Source organism: Bacteroidota bacterium, from assembly GCA_013696965.1.
In the GTDB taxonomy this organism is placed as follows: Bacteria; Bacteroidota; Bacteroidia; order JACCXN01; family JACCXN01; genus JACCXN01.
Genome location: JACCXN010000023.1, coordinates 12,520 through 28,931 on the forward strand (window position 1 = coordinate 12,520; position 16,412 = coordinate 28,931).

Annotated in this window: 12 protein-coding genes; 1 reads left to right on the plus strand and 11 read right to left on the minus strand. The window is 33.8% G+C overall.

Annotated features, from left to right (window positions below):
• Positions 1-5: 5 nt before the first annotated feature.
• The 11 genes from rfbB to H0V01_04175 form a co-directional block, all read right to left on the minus strand.
• Positions 6-1,070 carry a dTDP-glucose 4,6-dehydratase gene (gene rfbB / locus H0V01_04125; protein MBA2582559.1) on the minus strand — a complete coding sequence of 355 codons (1,065 nt, stop codon included), beginning with the start codon at positions 1,068-1,070 and terminating at the stop codon, positions 6-8.
• A 2-nt stretch (positions 1,071-1,072) separates the two neighbouring features.
• Positions 1,073-2,116: a UDP-glucose 4-epimerase GalE gene (galE, locus tag H0V01_04130; GenBank protein MBA2582560.1), complete on the minus strand. Its 1,044-nt coding sequence runs from the start codon at positions 2,114-2,116 to the stop codon at positions 1,073-1,075.
• A 22-nt stretch (positions 2,117-2,138) separates the two neighbouring features.
• Positions 2,139-3,428 (minus strand): nucleotide sugar dehydrogenase, encoded by a 1,290-nt coding sequence (locus tag H0V01_04135; GenBank protein ID MBA2582561.1) that lies wholly within the window; start codon positions 3,426-3,428, stop codon positions 2,139-2,141.
• 29 nt (positions 3,429-3,457) lie between these two features.
• Positions 3,458-4,501 carry a Gfo/Idh/MocA family oxidoreductase gene (locus tag H0V01_04140; protein ID MBA2582562.1) on the minus strand — a complete coding sequence of 348 codons (1,044 nt, stop codon included), beginning with the start codon at positions 4,499-4,501 and terminating at the stop codon, positions 3,458-3,460.
• A gap of 34 nt (positions 4,502-4,535) precedes the next feature.
• Positions 4,536-5,120, minus strand: coding sequence for an N-acetyltransferase (locus H0V01_04145; GenBank protein ID MBA2582563.1), 585 nt, complete (start codon positions 5,118-5,120; stop codon positions 4,536-4,538).
• The gene (locus H0V01_04150) at positions 5,120-6,097 is read right to left on the minus strand and encodes an SDR family oxidoreductase (GenBank protein ID MBA2582564.1); all 978 of its coding nucleotides are present in this window, start codon (positions 6,095-6,097) and stop codon (positions 5,120-5,122) included. The genes H0V01_04145 and H0V01_04150 overlap by 1 nt, the downstream gene beginning before the upstream one ends.
• 250 nt (positions 6,098-6,347) lie before the next feature.
• Entirely contained in the window at positions 6,348-7,214 is an 867-nt protein-coding gene (locus H0V01_04155) for a hypothetical protein (GenBank protein MBA2582565.1), read from the minus strand.
• Positions 7,204-7,647, minus strand: coding sequence for a hypothetical protein (locus tag H0V01_04160; GenBank protein MBA2582566.1), 444 nt, complete (start codon positions 7,645-7,647; stop codon positions 7,204-7,206). Before H0V01_04160 ends, H0V01_04155 begins: the two co-directional genes overlap by 11 nt.
• A gap of 153 nt (positions 7,648-7,800) precedes the next feature.
• Complete coding sequence (locus tag H0V01_04165; GenBank protein ID MBA2582567.1) at positions 7,801-10,788, minus strand: T9SS type A sorting domain-containing protein; 2,988 nt, start codon at positions 10,786-10,788, stop codon at positions 7,801-7,803.
• A gap of 20 nt (positions 10,789-10,808) precedes the next feature.
• On the minus strand, positions 10,809-14,330 hold the full coding sequence (locus tag H0V01_04170; GenBank protein ID MBA2582568.1) for an N-acetylmuramoyl-L-alanine amidase: 3,522 nt from the start codon (positions 14,328-14,330) through the stop codon (positions 10,809-10,811).
• Between the two features lie 80 nt (positions 14,331-14,410).
• Complete coding sequence (locus H0V01_04175) at positions 14,411-14,959, minus strand: hypothetical protein (protein MBA2582569.1); 549 nt, start codon at positions 14,957-14,959, stop codon at positions 14,411-14,413.
• Between the two features lie 68 nt (positions 14,960-15,027).
• Here H0V01_04175 and H0V01_04180 point away from each other — a divergent pair, with 68 nt between their 5' ends.
• Positions 15,028-15,726 carry an SDR family oxidoreductase gene (locus tag H0V01_04180; protein ID MBA2582570.1) on the plus strand — a complete coding sequence of 233 codons (699 nt, stop codon included), beginning with the start codon at positions 15,028-15,030 and terminating at the stop codon, positions 15,724-15,726.
• The last annotated feature ends 686 nt before the right edge of the window (positions 15,727-16,412 follow it).

Genomic DNA, 16,412 nt, shown 5'->3' on the forward strand with positions numbered 1-16,412 from the left:
TTAATTTACCTGTTTATATATTGGCTTTGGTAATAATTCTGGTATTCACCTGAAGTAACTAAATCAAGCCAGGTGTTATTATTCAAGTACCATTCCACTGTTTTTTCCAGGCCCTGTTCAAAGTTCACTGAAGGTTGCCATCCTAATTCTTTTTGCAATTTAGAGGAATCAATTGCATAACGCATATCGTGACCGGCACGATCCTTAACAAAAGTGATGAGTTTTATTGAACTGCCTTCTTCACGATTTAATTTTTTGTCCATAATGGAACAAAGCAAATTAATAAGGTCAATGTTTTTCCATTCATTGTTTCCTCCAATATTGTATGTTTCTCCTGTTTTGCCTTTATGAAAAATTTGATCAATTGCCCTTGCATGATCATTCACCCACAACCAATCCCGAATATTTTCTCCTTTGCCATAAACTGGAATAGGTTTATTGTTTTTTATATTATGAATGGCAAGAGGTATTAACTTTTCTGGAAATTGATGCGATCCATAATTGTTTGAACAATTGGAAATTACAACTGGCAATTTATAAGTATGGTGCCAGGCTCTTACCAGGTGATCTGAACTTGCTTTTGATGCTGAATAAGGGCTTCTGGGATCATAGGAAGTTTCTTCAGTGAAAAAACCTTCAGCTCCTAAGGATCCATAAACCTCATCTGTTGAAATATGATAAAATAAATTATTTCCCGTATTTGAGTTTTCCCATGATTTCCTGGAAGCATTCAAAAGATTAACAGTTCCTATAATATTGGTATTTATAAAATCCATAGGACTGGCAATTGATCTATCCACATGTGATTCTGCCGCAAGATGGATAACATGGTCAATTGCATGTGTTTCAAACAATGTATATATGAAATCCGCATCTACAATATCACCCTTTACAAACTGGTAGTTAGGAGCATCTTCAACATCCTTTAAATTAAGCAGGTTGCCTGCATAGGTTAGCTTATCTAAATTGATAATTCTATACTCAGGGTATTTATTCAGGAATAAACTTATTACATGCGAGCCAATAAAACCTGCTCCTCCTGTGACTAAAATTATTTTGGTGAAATTCATTTTTAAGCGGGTGTATTCGTTTTTTGATTAAGGGCAAGCTCCCATTTCCATGCTGTTAGCATCATATTATCCAGATCACGTTCAGCCTTCCAATTTAATTCTTTATTTGCATAAGTTGTATCGGCATAAATTTTCTCAACATCTCCTGGTCTTCGTTGAACTATTTTATAGTTTAATTTTTCCCCACTTACTCTTTCAAAGCTATGAATTGTATCCAACACGGAATATCCTATGCCTGTTCCCAGATTGAATATTTCATTTTTTGATTTGTTTTTATTGTCCATTAATCTTTCCAGTGCAATTAAATGAGCTTTGGCCAAATCCACAACATGAATGTAATCCCTAATGCAGGTTCCATCCGGAGTATTGTAATCACCTCCAAAAACCTGCAATTCATCTCTTTTTCCTACTGCTGTTTGAGTAATAAAGGGTACAAGATTATTGGGTTTTTCAATAGGCAATTCGCCAATCATGGCTGAATCATGTGCCCCTGTAGGGTTGAAATATCTTAATGAAATAGAATTAAGGAATGTAGCTTTAACAGTATCGGAAATAATTTTTTCACTCATTTGTTTAGTTTCCCCATATGGAGATGAGGATTTTTGCAAGGGGGTATTTTCATCAACAGGCAATTTATCGGGTTGACCATAAACTGTACAAGAGGAAGAAAATACAAGATTGGGTATTTCAATTTCCTTCATGGCCTCAAGTACATTTACCAATGAAAAAATATTGTTTTTATAATAAAGCAATGGATTTTCAACCGATTCACCTACTGCTTTAAAAGCTGCAAAATGTATAACGGCCTTTAAGTCCTTGTGTTTTTTAAAAAGTGATTGTGTTTGTTCTCTTTCACAAAGTTCAGTAAACTCAAAAACAGGACGCTTTCCTGTTATCTTTTCTATAGAGTCAATTACGCTTTCAGAAGAATTTGAAAAATTATCGGCTATAATTACATCAAATCCTTTTTGTTGTAATTCAACTACAGTATGAGAACCAATATAACCTGTTCCTCCTGTTACTAAAACTTTATCCCCTTTTTTCATTGTCAATGTTTATCAAAAAAAACTAAAGACTCCAATAACTCAGATCTTTGATTTTATTGCGGTACATGCCTTTTACATCAACAATTATTCCTTTTTCTGAACTAATACTTTTGAAATAATTTTCATCAAGACCAATATATTCTTTATGATTTACAGCCACAATAACTGCATCATATTTTTTATCAGCTTTTTTATGAAGTCCAAATCCATACTCATGATTCAATTCTTCTGAAGATGCATGGGGGTCAACAATTTCAACAGCAACACCAAAGGATTTTAACTCCTTTATAACATCCGCAACTTTTGAATTTCTAATATCACTCACATCTTCTTTAAATGTTGCTCCCATTACAAGGACTACAGCTTGATTTAGGTCTTTTTTTGCAGCTATAATCTTTTTAACCGTTTGTTTGGCAATATAAAAGCCCATGGAATCATTTACATATCTTCCCGAATTAATTACCCTTGCATGATAACCCAATGATTCTGCCTTATAGGTTAAATAATAAGGATCAACACCAATGCAATGGCCACCAACTAATCCTGGAAAAAACTTTAAAAAGTTCCATTTTGTACCTGCCGCTTCAAGCACTTCATATGTATTTATTCCCATTCTGTTAAAAATAATGGAAAGTTCATTCATAAGGGCAATATTAACATCTCTTTGGGTGTTTTCGATAATTTTAGCTGCTTCGGCAACCCTTATAGAAGAGGCCTTATGAACTCCAGGCTCTACAATTATTTCATATACTTTAGAAATTTCATCAAGCGCTTCAGCATCACATCCTGAAACTACTTTAAGTATTTTTGTAATGGTATGCTCCTTATCTCCTGGATTTATCCGTTCGGGGGAATAACCTGCTTTAAAATCAGTTTTAAATTTCAATCCCGATAGTCTTTCCAATACAGGTACACAATCCTCTTCCGTACATCCTGGATATACAGTAGATTCATACACTACATAATCTCCTTTTTTTAAAGCTGAACCTACAGATTCAGAAGATTTAAGCAAAGGGGTTAAATCAGGCAGGTTATGCTCATTAATGGGTGTTGGAACCGCCACAATGAAAAAATTAGCTTGCCTTAATACCTCTAGAGAAGATGTGAAAACTATATCACAACCTTTAAAGGATTCAGCTGGAAGTTCATTGCTGGGATCAACATTATTACGCATCATTTCAAGACGTTCATCATTAATATCAAAACCAATCACTGATGTTTTTTTTGCGAATTCTAGTGCAATTGGCAATCCAACATAGCCAAGACCTATTACAGCAATTTTTGCTTCCTTATTTATTATTTTGTTGTACATTATTTTTAAAACTAATATTACTATTAATACTATTTACTATTATTATCACTATTTCGAAGAGCGTAAATTCTTTCAATTATATCAACTACTTTGAGTCCCTCTAGCGCGTTTGTTGTTGCTATTGTTCTTCCTTTTAATGTGTCCACTACATTTTCTATAACAAAATGATGATTAGCTGCCGATCCTTTATAATATCCATAATCATTCGCAGGGCTTGCCTCTGCTAGTTCTGGCATTGTATAATCCTTCACGTGACAGTACTCAACTTCATTCATATACTGCCCGCCAATTTTTATGCTCCCTTTACTTCCAATTATTGTAATACTACTCTCAAGGTTTGTGTCCCATACTGCCGTTGAATAATTAATACAACCCATTCCACCATTGATGAAATTAAAATTTACAAATCCTGAATCCTCAAAATCTGTAAGTTCCTTATGACTGAAATCCTCAAACTTGGCCTGAATGTCTTTGATGTCACCAAATAGCCAATACATTATATCTATAAAATGCGAGAACTGTGTAAACAAGGTCCCTCCATCTAAATCATTTTTTCCCTTCCAACTGTCTTTTTTATAATAACGTTCATCTCTATTCCAATAGCAGTTAAGCTGAACCATGTATATATCTCCAAGCAATCTCCTTTCCAATACATCTTTTATCCAAACCGATGGGGGAGAATACCTGTTTTGCATTACACAAAAAAAGTGTTTTGAAACCTGGAGGGACTTAAAAATGATTGCTTCACATTCTGATTTGGTTAAACCCATTGGCTTTTCACACACCACATGTTTTTTGTTTTCCAGCATCTTCATAGATTGTTTTGCGTGAAACCCGTTTGGAGTACAAATATTAACCACATCATATTCAATCCCTGAGTTTAGCAATTCCTCAATGGATTGAAAAAAAGGAACTTCAAATGCCAGAATTCCGCATTCTTCAGCAGAACGGATATCACACAGAGCAACAAGCTCTGCTTCTGGATTTCTGATTATCATTTCAGCATGTCGTTTACCAATATGCCCTGTGCCAATTATGGCAAATTTTACTTTTTTGTTTTCTTGAATTAACATTTTATCGGGGTAGTGTGTCGCAAAATTAATTTTTCTAAGTTAATTTACTTACAATACCTGCTTTTATTTTGTATTTTTCTTTGCTTTCCTCACATTCCGCAATGCCATTGGCATCGAATTCCAACTTATGCCCGTATTCGCTCATCCATCCTGCCTGTCGTGCCGGATTTCCAATTACAAGAGCATAAGATGGTACATTTTTAGTAACAACAGAACCAGCACCAATAAATGCATATGCACCAATATCATGACCACACACAATGGTAGCATTTGCTCCTATAGATGCTCCTTTGCCAACATGGGTTTTTGTATATTGGTTTTTACGTATTACCGCACTCCTTGGATTGTTAACATTCGTAAAAACCATAGACGGACCAAGAAAAACATCATCATCACAAGTAACCCCAGTGTAAATGGAGACATTATTCTGGACTTTTACATTGTTTCCCAAGATTACCTCTGGGGATACAACTACGTTTTGGCCGATATTGCATTGGTTGCCGATTTTACATCCTGGCATAATATGAGAAAAATGCCAGATTTTAGTTCCTTCTCCGATATTGCAGCCCTCGTCTATCACTGCAGTTTCATGGGCAAAGTATTTTTTTTCAGTTTTCATTAAGCAAATCGATGTTCTGTTTTATATAATTCTTCCTCTGGAAGATTTTTAAAATAGTTATATGTTATTTTTAATCCATCAGCTCTATTAACCTTTGGCTCCCATCCTAATAAAGCAATAGCCCTGGAAATGTCAGGTTTCCTTTGTTTGGGATCATCTGTTGGTAAATTCTTGTAAATCATTTTTTGATTGGTATTTGTGAGTTTTATAATTTCCTCCCCAAATTCACTTATAGTAATTTCATCCGGATTGCCAATATTTACAGGATTAGCATAATCACTTAACAACAATCGGTAAATTCCTTCAATTAAATCATCCACATAACAAAAAGATCTGGTTTGACTACCATCTCCAAAAACAGTTAAATCTTCCCCCCTTATGGCCTGGCCTATAAAGGCTGGTAAAACTCTTCCATCATTTAATCGCATTCTGGGTCCATAAGTATTGAAAATTCTTACAATTCTTGTTTCTACCGCATGATAAGTATGATAGGCCATAGTAATAGCTTCCTGAAACCTTTTGGCCTCATCATAAACCCCTCTGGGGCCCACAGGATTTACATTTCCCCAATAGTCCTCATCTTGTGGATGCACAAGAGGATCTCCGTACACCTCTGAGGTAGAGGCAACAAGAATTCTTGCTCCTTTGGCTTTTGCCAGCCCTAATAAATTATGTGTTCCAAGTGAACTAACCTTGAGTGTTTGAATTGGTATCTTTAAATAATCAATAGGGCTTGCAGGTGATGCAAAATGTAGAATATATTCTAAATCTCCAGGTACATGTACATATTTGGAAACATCGTGGTGATAAAATTCAAATTGTTCTAATTTAAAAAGATGCTCAATATTGCGCATGTCCCCAGTAATTAAGTTGTCCATACCAATTACATGGTAACCTTCTTTAATAAACCGGTCACATAAATGAGAGCCTAAAAAGCCAGCTGCTCCAGTTATTAATACCCTTTTTCTTTTTGCCATATTTCTTTTATTTGAAAACAAATTTACACCTTCCATCATATTTACAGTCAATTATCTTGTATTATTTCATTTTATAAGCTTTCGGCTTTTATTTTTATTGTTTTTATCCAGTTGGATAAATTGAAAAACCTATAAATTCAAACCTCTATTGCTCATAATTCCTGTTTAACCTTATTCCTAAAAAACAGATATAAGTAATTTTATTGAATGCTAAAAAATTAAAAAATCTTAACTGCTCCTTTGTTCCTTGTTATTTTAAACTTTGCTGAAGCAATAATAAATTATCAGTTTGTATATAGTCAGGTGATTTATTTATGGCTTCAATGGTGCCATCCCTGGTTTTTACATCAAAAATAACTACAGTTAAACCATTGGAATGCGCTTGATTTACTTCTTTTTTTGAAATAACTCCATTCGAGAGGATAACTCCTTTGTATCCTTTTATTTTTGCCGTTTCTATTATTTCTTCTGCATTTCCTCCTTCAAGTAGTAACAAGATTTCACCATTAATCTGTTTTAAGTAGTCCAGAAAGTATGGTTGTACGGATTGTACCATAACCCATTGCAAGGCATCGTATTTAAGTATTGTTTTATTTATTGCTTCAGCCATTGCTTCACTTAAATCAGTTGAATCTGTACCACATGGATTAAATATTTTTATGTCAAAAAACAAAATAGGTTTTATTTGTCGTTTTGAGAACCTTTCCATTATTACTTCTAGTTCAATTACATGTTCCTCTGTAAATACATTAGTATAATAGTCGTTTCTATATTTACACGCTGAAATTCCCATTGCCGTTTTACTTGAAATGCATCCATCGCATTTTGTCATGGATTGCAAAGTACGGTCATGGTATAATATAAGCTTAAGGTCTTTACTTATTTGAATGTCTAATTCTACACCATCTGCCTGGTTTGCCTCAATGGCTTTTACAATACTTCCAAATGAATTATGCGGAAGTGGATTTGTTTCCGACTGAAATCCGCTACCCCCATGTCCAATTATTCCTATTTTGCCTTCATTTAAATTTACTATGCCAGATTCTGTTTTTGAACAAGCTAAAAGTGTTAACACAATCAAAATAAGGAACAATGCCTGCATTACTTTAGAAATCATAGTTCATATGTATTTTAAGTAAGCCACTGTAACCTTGATAAATATTTTTACGATTTTCAATAATATCATGGTAAAACTCAAGATATCTTCCAAACCCTATGGAATTTCCAATTGATAAACCTTTGAATAAATTGTAATGCAAACCGTAGGATGCATTAAATTCATGGATAATGTTATATTTTATTTTTTCTGAAAATCCATTGGGCCTGAATAATGAATTCTGATAATCAATATTAAAAAAGGCTTTTAGTGTCCCTGCTTGAGCAAAATCATGCCTTATTCCCATATTTATACCCCATATGGAAGATAAAGGCATGTAGTAATTGGAAAGAGAAATTTTTGGCCCAAGATAAAAGGAGTTCTTTTCACTTTTAATTAAAATAACAAGTGATTGATTAAATCCTGTATAAGATAAGAACAATGCAGTTTCCATGCCTACACTTATGCTTGAATCTCTAGCAATATGCGCTTGAATATCATTAGATATTAATAAAAAAAAGAAGAGTTGACAATGAATAAATCGCATAGTATTAAGTTAATTAATACTATGCGATTTATCAATAGGCCAATTTAGTGAAAAGGAACTCTATTTTTGATATATTAATTTCAGCGTAATTGCTGGGTTGCTTTCCGGAATAATTTGAATAAAATAAAGTCCTTCGGAAATATTTTCTTTTAAAAAGTCAAATTCAAAATGATTCATTCCTTTTAACAGGAACATTTCTTTATTCTCGATTTCCCTTCCGCTATTATCGAATAGAATGAATTTTATTTTTTGATCAGATGGATTGTTAAAAATAACGTTTGCCTTATTAGAAGTTGGGTTCGGATGAATTTTAGTGTTTGCAGCAAAATGGTTTTCCGTTAATCCTCCAGTATTCAAATCAACAATTTGGCCATCAGAATTGCTTATAGAGGAAAGTAATCCTGCTTCATTTATAGCTTGAATACTAAAATAATAAGTTTGTCCATGAGTTAAGCTTAGGCCTGTATGAGTAACAAATGAATTAATAGAATTATCTGTCCAGTTAACAACATCAGCTAAACCAGCGGAAGTGCCAATGGAATATAAATATTTTTCTAATCCTGAATGTGGATCAAAGCTTGGTAACCAATTAGCAGATAGTTCACCAGAGGATAGGGTATAATTAATATCACTTCCGGTTCCATCATTTACAATAGTTACATCATCAGGGGCTGTCCAATCTACATTTACAAACATACTGGTAAGGGTAGATATATTTCCAGCACTATCACTAACAACCGATTTAATGATACCAGCAGAAGTAAGTGGATCCATATTTTGATACCTAATATCATCATTGTTGTTTAACCCTACATTAACTGTTGAATTAGAAGATCGTGATCTTAAAACGCTTAAACTATCAACGGACCAATTGCAATTACCACTTCTGAAAGAAATATGAGTGCCATTTTGATAAGGAGCTGGATCAATCCAGGATAGAACAGGTAAATTGTCAATCCATACTTGGGCTTTACCAGTAATCCTGTCAAATGAAACTTTATAATCATACCATTGACCTTCATTAACTGTATAACTAATATCCTCAACAAGGGTAAACACATCGTTTGCTACTTTATAGAACTGAACCTTATTGTTGTCTGTTCTAAAATAGACAAAATAGGAATTGCCCCTGTTAGGCAATGAAGGGTTATCAGAAAAGAAATGCAATCCTGCCCTTTTGTTTGTTCCTGTTCCTTCTATTTTCCCTTTCCAATGATATAAATACCTGTTAGATAAATTTTGTGTTAAAGCCGTAGAAATATTAGTATTGTCTAAGGCTTCATTGGATTGAACAAGAAAACTATTGCTTGTATTCCATGTTCCGCTATAATTTATCCAATCAGCATGAATAACAGTATTGAAATTATCAGTAAAAAAGCCCCTTGAAGAATTGGAACGCCATTCATCCCCATTGAAATCAGAAACAGTATAAAAACTTTTATCAACTCCGCTTCCTGATTGATTGTCACTGTCTAAAAAGGAAACCAAAAAATCCTGGGTAACCCAGGTTGCAACAGGTGTAATTTGAGTAGTCGGAGAAACAGCATCCATAATGCAATTCCAGGTTGCTCCCCATCCACTTCCAACTCCGGATGCATTGGATTTAAAACTTAAAGTTAAAGCATTGCCCAGGGAATTGATTGTTGCAGGCAAATTTGCGCCTGTGTAATTCCCAATAAGGCTGGTGCCAACTGAATTGCCATTATATATTTTTAAAGTATCTCCGGTTCCCAAATTAAAAGAACTGAAATTCATATTAACCTGCGTTGCACCTGTTGGTGAAATAACAAATGTAAAATTTTCATCATTGTAATAATCTCCCATGGGGCCGCCCATATCGTAAATTGTGTCTGTGCAGGAAATAACTGAACAATTAGTAAACTTTTCTTCAATTTTATTCCACAAATCGGTATATCCATCATCTCCACCTAATGACCAAATGCCAATTCCTCCAATATTTCTTTGATTTACCATATCATACCTTTTGCCTAAAGTAAATGCATTGTTTATAAAGCACTGTCTCCAATTAGAGCCTGAATAATAAGTATGGTAATTAGTCATACTTTTTAAATAAAAGTTTGGGTTAGAATAATTCCCACTGCTATTGTCTTTAATAAACTTGTAAGTTCTGGCTGCCACATGACTAGTAGCATTTGAAGGAACAAGGTCTGTTGTGGTATTCCATTCCCTCCCATAATAGGGTAAACCTAAAATTAATTTAGAATTGGGAATGCCTTTATTCAAATAGGTATTTATGCTCCTGGAAATATTTTGAGAAGATACTGTTGCATCAAAGGTATATGCCGGATCTGTAGGTCCAGCCTGAGTACTTCCACCCCAATAATAATCATAACCCATAATAATAAATAGATCTATATATGGATTCATTGCAGCTACATCAAAGGCATTTCCCCAGTCAACTGCGGGAAGAGCAATTGAAACCTGGGAATTTGGTATAGCAGCATGCATTTGGTTACATAGGTTTGTGATAAAAGTTGTTAAGTTGTTTTTTTGAGCCGAGGCCATTTCCTCAAAATCTATATTTACTCCATGTGCTCCCCTTGCCTGAACAAGATTTATAAGGTTGGTTATGAGTGTTTGCTGGGCTGTTGCATTAGTTAAAAATGTGGTATGATTGGAACTTCCAAAAAGCGTTACACATAAATTTACCCTCACTCCATTTGCAAGGGCACTAGTTACAGATGCTGCAGTTGACCAGCTATTCGTAGTATATGCCTGACCATTATTTGGATTAACATCATAAGAAAAATAAGAAAAATCAGTCAATAGATCCCATTGATAATTAGTTTGTAATCCATTCATCCAATAGGGATGCCAACCAAAAACAATTTTATTAAGTTGGCAGTTTCTTTTTTGCTGCAAAGGCATTAAAACTGCCTGATTTAACTGTTCATATTCACTTGCAGAAATATTTATGCTTTTGTATTGTTCATGCAGTTCCTTGTGCAAAGATTTTATTTCAGGAACTTGCGAAAAAAGCATCGTTGGGGCAATGAAAATCATTGCAAGAGCAATTGTTTTGTTCATAAATCTTGAGTTAGTGCTGTTTAATTCGCTTTGATTATCTTTAGTTGCCTGGTTCCCCCAGGTGTTATAAGTTGAAGTGTATAAACACCCGGAGAAAAATCCTTTCCGTTAACAACAAAATTATGATCGCCTTTTGCTTGTAATTCCGTATTATACAACATGAAAGTTTTGCCTAACATATCAATCATCATTATTTTTAAGGGCTGAGCTTGTGTTAATGAAAATCTAATTTGAATAGAGGAATTAAATGGGTTCGGTAGGGCAACAAATGAAATAAAAGGATTTACACCTTTAAGACCCGCAGGAATATCAACCGTTTGACCATCTGATGAATTTACTGTAGAATACAACCCGGCTCCATTTTCAGCCCTTACATTGAAATAATAAGTTTGTCCTGGATTTAGTAACAATCCAGAATGTGAAACAAATGTATTTATCCCGTTATCAGTCCATACCACTCCATCTGTAGCTCCTGCTGAGGTTCCAATGGAATACCAATATTTAATGATACCTGAATTTTCATCATTAGAGGATGCCCAGTTTGCTGATAGTTCTGTAGTTGAATTTACAAAATTAATATCTGCACCAGTTCCATCGTTAACATAATTTATTTCATCTGGAGCAGTCCAATCTACACGCAAATCATTATAATGAATGGCAGAAATATTATCAGCCATATCAGTTACAATGGATTTTATTTTAGCAGCATGGCTGGTCGGATTAATATTTTGAAATCTTATATCATTTGTGGATCCCGGACCAACAGATACTGTTAAAGAAGGAAATCTGGTACGGTAAATTTTAAGATTATCCACTTCGAAATTACTGTTCCCGCCCCTGAAAGAGATATAATTTCCATTTGAAATTGGATTAGGATCTGTCCAGTTTCCAATATTTTCATCATCTCTGTAAACCTTTATTTCGCCATTTATCCGGTCATAAATTATTTTATAGTCATACCATTGTCCTGGATTGATGTTTATACCAATTACTTTTTGCTGAGCAAATACATCATTGGTTACTTTGTAAAATTCCAAAGTGTTATCATCAAGCCTGAACCAAATAAAATATGAATTTCCACGATTTGCTAAGGAAGCATCATCACTGAAAAAATGAAATCCAGCTCGTCTGTTTGTTCCTGAACCATCAATTTTTCCTTGAAAATTATATAAATACCGATTTGAAAGATTTTGTGTTAAGGCTGCAAAAATATTACTGTTGTTTTCATTTTCATCTGATTGAACAAGTTTCCCTGCGGCAATATTCCAGGTGCCTTTTGCTTGGGTCCAGTCAGTATGTATGGCATTATCAAAATTGTCGCTGTAAAATCCTCTTGATGCATTCGCTCTCCATTCTGTTCCTTGATTTTCAAGAATCTGATAAAATCTTCTATCAATACCACTTCCATTTAAATTGTCTTCATCAGTAAATTCAGTAGTAAAATCTGTTGTTTGCCATGATTCTTGAACCGAAGATGATGTGGATGGAAATGTCCAATCTATAAAAATGTTTTGAGCAACTTCACTGGAAAAATTGCCTGCAACGTCTTTTATTAGTGTATTTACTCTACATGCCTCTGTAGTGGAATTAATGCTTTCATATTGAATATCCTTTCCTCCAGTGGGACCTACAGTTATATTTACAGTAGCATTCCTTGATTTTCGGACTTTTACATTGTCAAATTGCACTTCTGAATCTCCGTTTCTTAATGAAATATATTCTCCTGAAGTAAGTGGAGTAGGGTCAGTCCAATTGGCCACTAAAAGGTTATCCATCCATACTTCTATTTTTCCATTCAGCGGATTGTAAATTACTTTATAGTCATACCAAGTGTTTGCATTTATTGTAAGGGCTAAATCTACTTTAAGACTAAGAACATTATTCTCTGTTTCGTAAATTTGAATCTTATTATCATCAGCCCTAAACCATACAAGGTAAGAATTCCCCCTATTTGCTAAAGCCGCATTATCAGAAAAGAAATGAAGTCCTGATCTTCTGTTTGCTCCTGTGCCATTCATGTTTGCAGACCATTGATATAAATATGAATTGGAATTGTTTTGATTAACAGATGTGCTGATGTTAGAATTTGTATTTAATTGGTCTGATTGCAAAAGTCTGCCGTTTACTATGCTCCAAGTTCCTGAATGGCTGGTCCATTCTGGATGTATGGTGCTGTTGAAATTATCATTAAAAAAACCATTTTGTCCATTTGCTCTCCATTCTGTTCCTGTATATTCCATTGCTTGATAAAATCTCAAATCCACTCCGCTTCCGGATAAATCATCAAGGTCATTAAAAGTAAGTGAAAAGTCAGATGATTGCCAAAGGTTTCCCAATGTGTTAATCGAAGTAGTGGGGGGAATGTTATCTGGAGATGTGGTGCAAGCATCAATAATAGCTTTAGTAGCTGTTCGTAAATTTGGTAATTGACCATATAAAGTTGTTCCTGGGCACGAAGTTTGTCCTATATCAAGATGACCGCATATTCTTGGCTTTACCTGGTATCCAAAAGCCTGAGTAGTCATTCCTGCAGAGGTAGTTGGGTCGAGGTTTTTGTGCTTAAACCACCAGGCCATCATTGCAGTGCATTTGTCTATTTGTACAGTAGTAGGTAAAGTAACATCTGCATTTCCAATAAATGAAATTCCAATTGAACCACTATTTGCATTTCCTGCATGTGCCCCCCTTACATCAGAAGTCGGTAAATTGGGGTTTTTTCTGCCTTGATATAAATTCCCATATTTATCTGTTAAATAATTGTATCCAATATCTGCCCATCCTAGTGTATTAACATGGTAATTCCAATAGGAGCGCACAATTGATGGCCCATCTGTATATGTATTTGGCGAAGCGCCATGATGAATTACGATATGAGTAGCATCAATATAAGTAACAGCATAATTGGCATTATGACAATCAGTGTAGCTTCCGCACCAATCAGAACGAGGAATTATGGTTGGTAAAGTAGGACAACTTGATCTTAAGGTTTCCTGGGTTTCTTCTTTTTTATCTTTTTCAATCCATTCAGGAATGGCATAATCATTCGTTGTGTTTAAAATATCAACCCGTGAAAAATTAATCTTTGCCTTCTCATATGCAATTAAATGTATTTCAATTGCGGAATGAATTGTTGCATCATTGGTAAAAAGTAATTCGCTCCAATATAATCCGGTTGGAGTTTCTTCTGGAGCAACTTCGCCATCACTGCTTATCCATTCCTTCCAAATTCCATCTAATCCTTTTACTCTGTAATTTATTTTAAATTCGCCAGGTTTTATCCCTTTTTCAGAAGATTCCCATCCAATACCAAAACAATTAAAATCAATGGGTGATTCTATAAGAAAGACATATGAACCTTCATTGTTTTTCCTTAGGTTAGTTTCTTCCCATTCTATAATATAAGAAGGAGACTCTCTCCTTTGATGATCATTAGTAATTTTATTAGCTCTTGGAGATATTCCTTCATGATTTCTACCATTTTGAGCATAAATAAAGGTAAATGAAGAAATAATTATAACAGATAAAATGTAAATTTTTTTCATGCAATGAATTTATAGTCATATTAAAAATGTCAAACAAATTTAACCTATAAAACGAATGAATGAAAAAATCAGAAAAGAATTTAAATCCCAAACCCAATTCCCATTCTTATTATTGGATTGCGATAGGGTGAATATTCTGATTGATTTATATTCCACAATGCCAATATATTTATAAAAGTTCTCCCACCTAAATGTTGTCTATAACCCCCACCTACCAGAATATTGGTTACTTCCACCCTTCTTACATTACCAATATCAAAAACCTCAAGATTTAATATTTCATATTCAACATGTCCAAAAAGGTTATCCAGGAAAAAATACCGTCCAAATAAACGTCCACCATAAATATTGGTACTGAAATCAACTGAGGGGACCCTTAAGCGATAGTACATATATGTAATTCCTGCTCCCGCAGATAACTTATCAGTTAATCGATATCCCACCAAGGGAGAAAGATCAATTACAGTTTCGTTTCCAAACTGCAATCCGAAATTTCCTCCAAAAAACAACCTTTCCTTAAAGGATTGTTCCTTTACAGGCCTTTCCTGTGAAAAAGCATCTAAAGCTGTTTGCAACAGCATTATGGTTAGAATAAACTGTATATACTTTGATCTGGCTTTTGTATGCATTTTTTTACAAAATTAATAAATTTAAAACTTACTTTTGGCTAAGAAGTTGTCCTTTTTTATCTCAATTTATGAATATTATTGTAACTGGTGCCAGTAGCGGAATAGGATATGATTCTGTTAAAACTTTAGCTATGAGGGGAGGAAATAGTATAATAGCAATCGCACGAAGACAAGATTTACTCCAAAATTTAATTAGAGAATGTGAGCAATATCCTTCATCAGAGGTGACTGCCCTTCCATTTGATATTCAATCTGAAGATTTTTCTAAACTTAATGAATACGTTAATGATAAATTCACAGGTATTGATATTCTTCTAAATAATGCAGGTTTATTAATAAGTAAACCGTTTGAAAAATTAACAAAAATGGATGCTCATGATTTATATAACACCAACTTTTATAGTGTTGTTAAAATCATCCAGGAACTTTTGCCTCTTTTTAATGCTCCATCACATATAGTTAATATTAGTAGTATGGGTGGATTTCAAGGAAGCGCTAAGTTTCCAGGACTTTCGGTTTATAGTGCTACTAAAGCAGCAGTAGCTTGCTTAACGGAATCTCTTGCTGAAGAATTTGGCCCCTTAAAGATTTCAGTAAACTGCCTGGCCCTGGGCGCGGTTCAAACCCAAATGTTGGAAAAAGCTTTTCCTGAATATAAAGCTAATCTTAGTTCTTCTGAAATGAGCTCATTTATTGCTGATTTTTGTTTAAATGGATCAAAGTATTTTAATGGAAAGATACTCCCAGTATCAATTTCAACCCCCTAATCGAAAAATTTATCTGCTTATATTCAATAATATAAGAAAAATAATTGAGTTTATATAAAATATCTTTTGGGTATGGCGTTTTTAATTCTACATTTGCACCCCCTTAAACGAAAGGGCTTGCATTTTGAAATCAATTATTAAGCATTTAAAATAAGTGTTGCAGTTTTTTAAATATTCTTTTTCTTTTGAATTTTATATTTTTAAATCTTCCCTTATTTTTTACTAAGAAAGTTGAAAATACAATATTCTTCCGTTTCCATAGTTTTAAAGTAGGCTTTGTGAAAATGTTTTCAAAATGCTATTTTTTTAATTTCTTTCAATTAATTTAAAAAAAGGCTAAAAATAAATTGCAGGATTAAAAACATTAATTATCTTTGCAGCCCGAAAAGAAACGTTGGCATTGAAAAAGCGATTTGCAAGCGAGTAAATTGAAGGTTTAAAAAAGAAACTAAACATTTTTTTAAATAATATTAGGAAAGTTCGCAAAAGTAAATTATCTTTGCGGCCCTTAAAATAAACGGAGGATATTTTTGTTTATATTTAAGGCAGATAAAAAAGCATTAAAAAGGCTTAACAAATGAGTTAAGTTTTATAGAAATAAAGAATAAAAGTTCTTTGACTTATTGAAGATAAATTAAGAAATAGCAAGGTAATATTTATGTTTGCAAAAACATGAGTAGCAACAA

Bases quoted from the DNA above. Each gene is read 5' to 3' on its own strand.
- rfbB (MBA2582559.1), bottom strand. From the start codon at position 1,070: ATGAATTTCACCAAAATAATTTTAGTCACAGGAGGAGCAGGTTTTATT.
- galE (MBA2582560.1), bottom strand. From the start codon at position 2,116: ATGAAAAAAGGGGATAAAGTTTTAGTAACAGGAGGAACAGGTTATATT.
- H0V01_04135 (MBA2582561.1), bottom strand. From the start codon at position 3,428: ATGTACAACAAAATAATAAATAAGGAAGCAAAAATTGCTGTAATAGGT.
- H0V01_04140 (MBA2582562.1), bottom strand. From the start codon at position 4,501: ATGTTAATTCAAGAAAACAAAAAAGTAAAATTTGCCATAATTGGCACA.
- H0V01_04145 (MBA2582563.1), bottom strand. From the start codon at position 5,120: ATGAAAACTGAAAAAAAATACTTTGCCCATGAAACTGCAGTGATAGAC.
- H0V01_04150 (MBA2582564.1), bottom strand. From the start codon at position 6,097: ATGGCAAAAAGAAAAAGGGTATTAATAACTGGAGCAGCTGGCTTTTTA.
- H0V01_04155 (MBA2582565.1), bottom strand. From the start codon at position 7,214: ATGATTTCTAAAGTAATGCAGGCATTGTTCCTTATTTTGATTGTGTTA.
- H0V01_04160 (MBA2582566.1), bottom strand. From the start codon at position 7,647: ATGGAAACTGCATTGTTCTTATCTTATACAGGATTTAATCAATCACTT.
- H0V01_04165 (MBA2582567.1), bottom strand. From the start codon at position 10,788: ATGAACAAAACAATTGCTCTTGCAATGATTTTCATTGCCCCAACGATG.
- H0V01_04170 (MBA2582568.1), bottom strand. From the start codon at position 14,330: ATGAAAAAAATTTACATTTTATCTGTTATAATTATTTCTTCATTTACC.
- H0V01_04175 (MBA2582569.1), bottom strand. From the start codon at position 14,959: ATGCATACAAAAGCCAGATCAAAGTATATACAGTTTATTCTAACCATA.
- H0V01_04180 (MBA2582570.1), top strand. From the start codon at position 15,028: ATGAATATTATTGTAACTGGTGCCAGTAGCGGAATAGGATATGATTCT.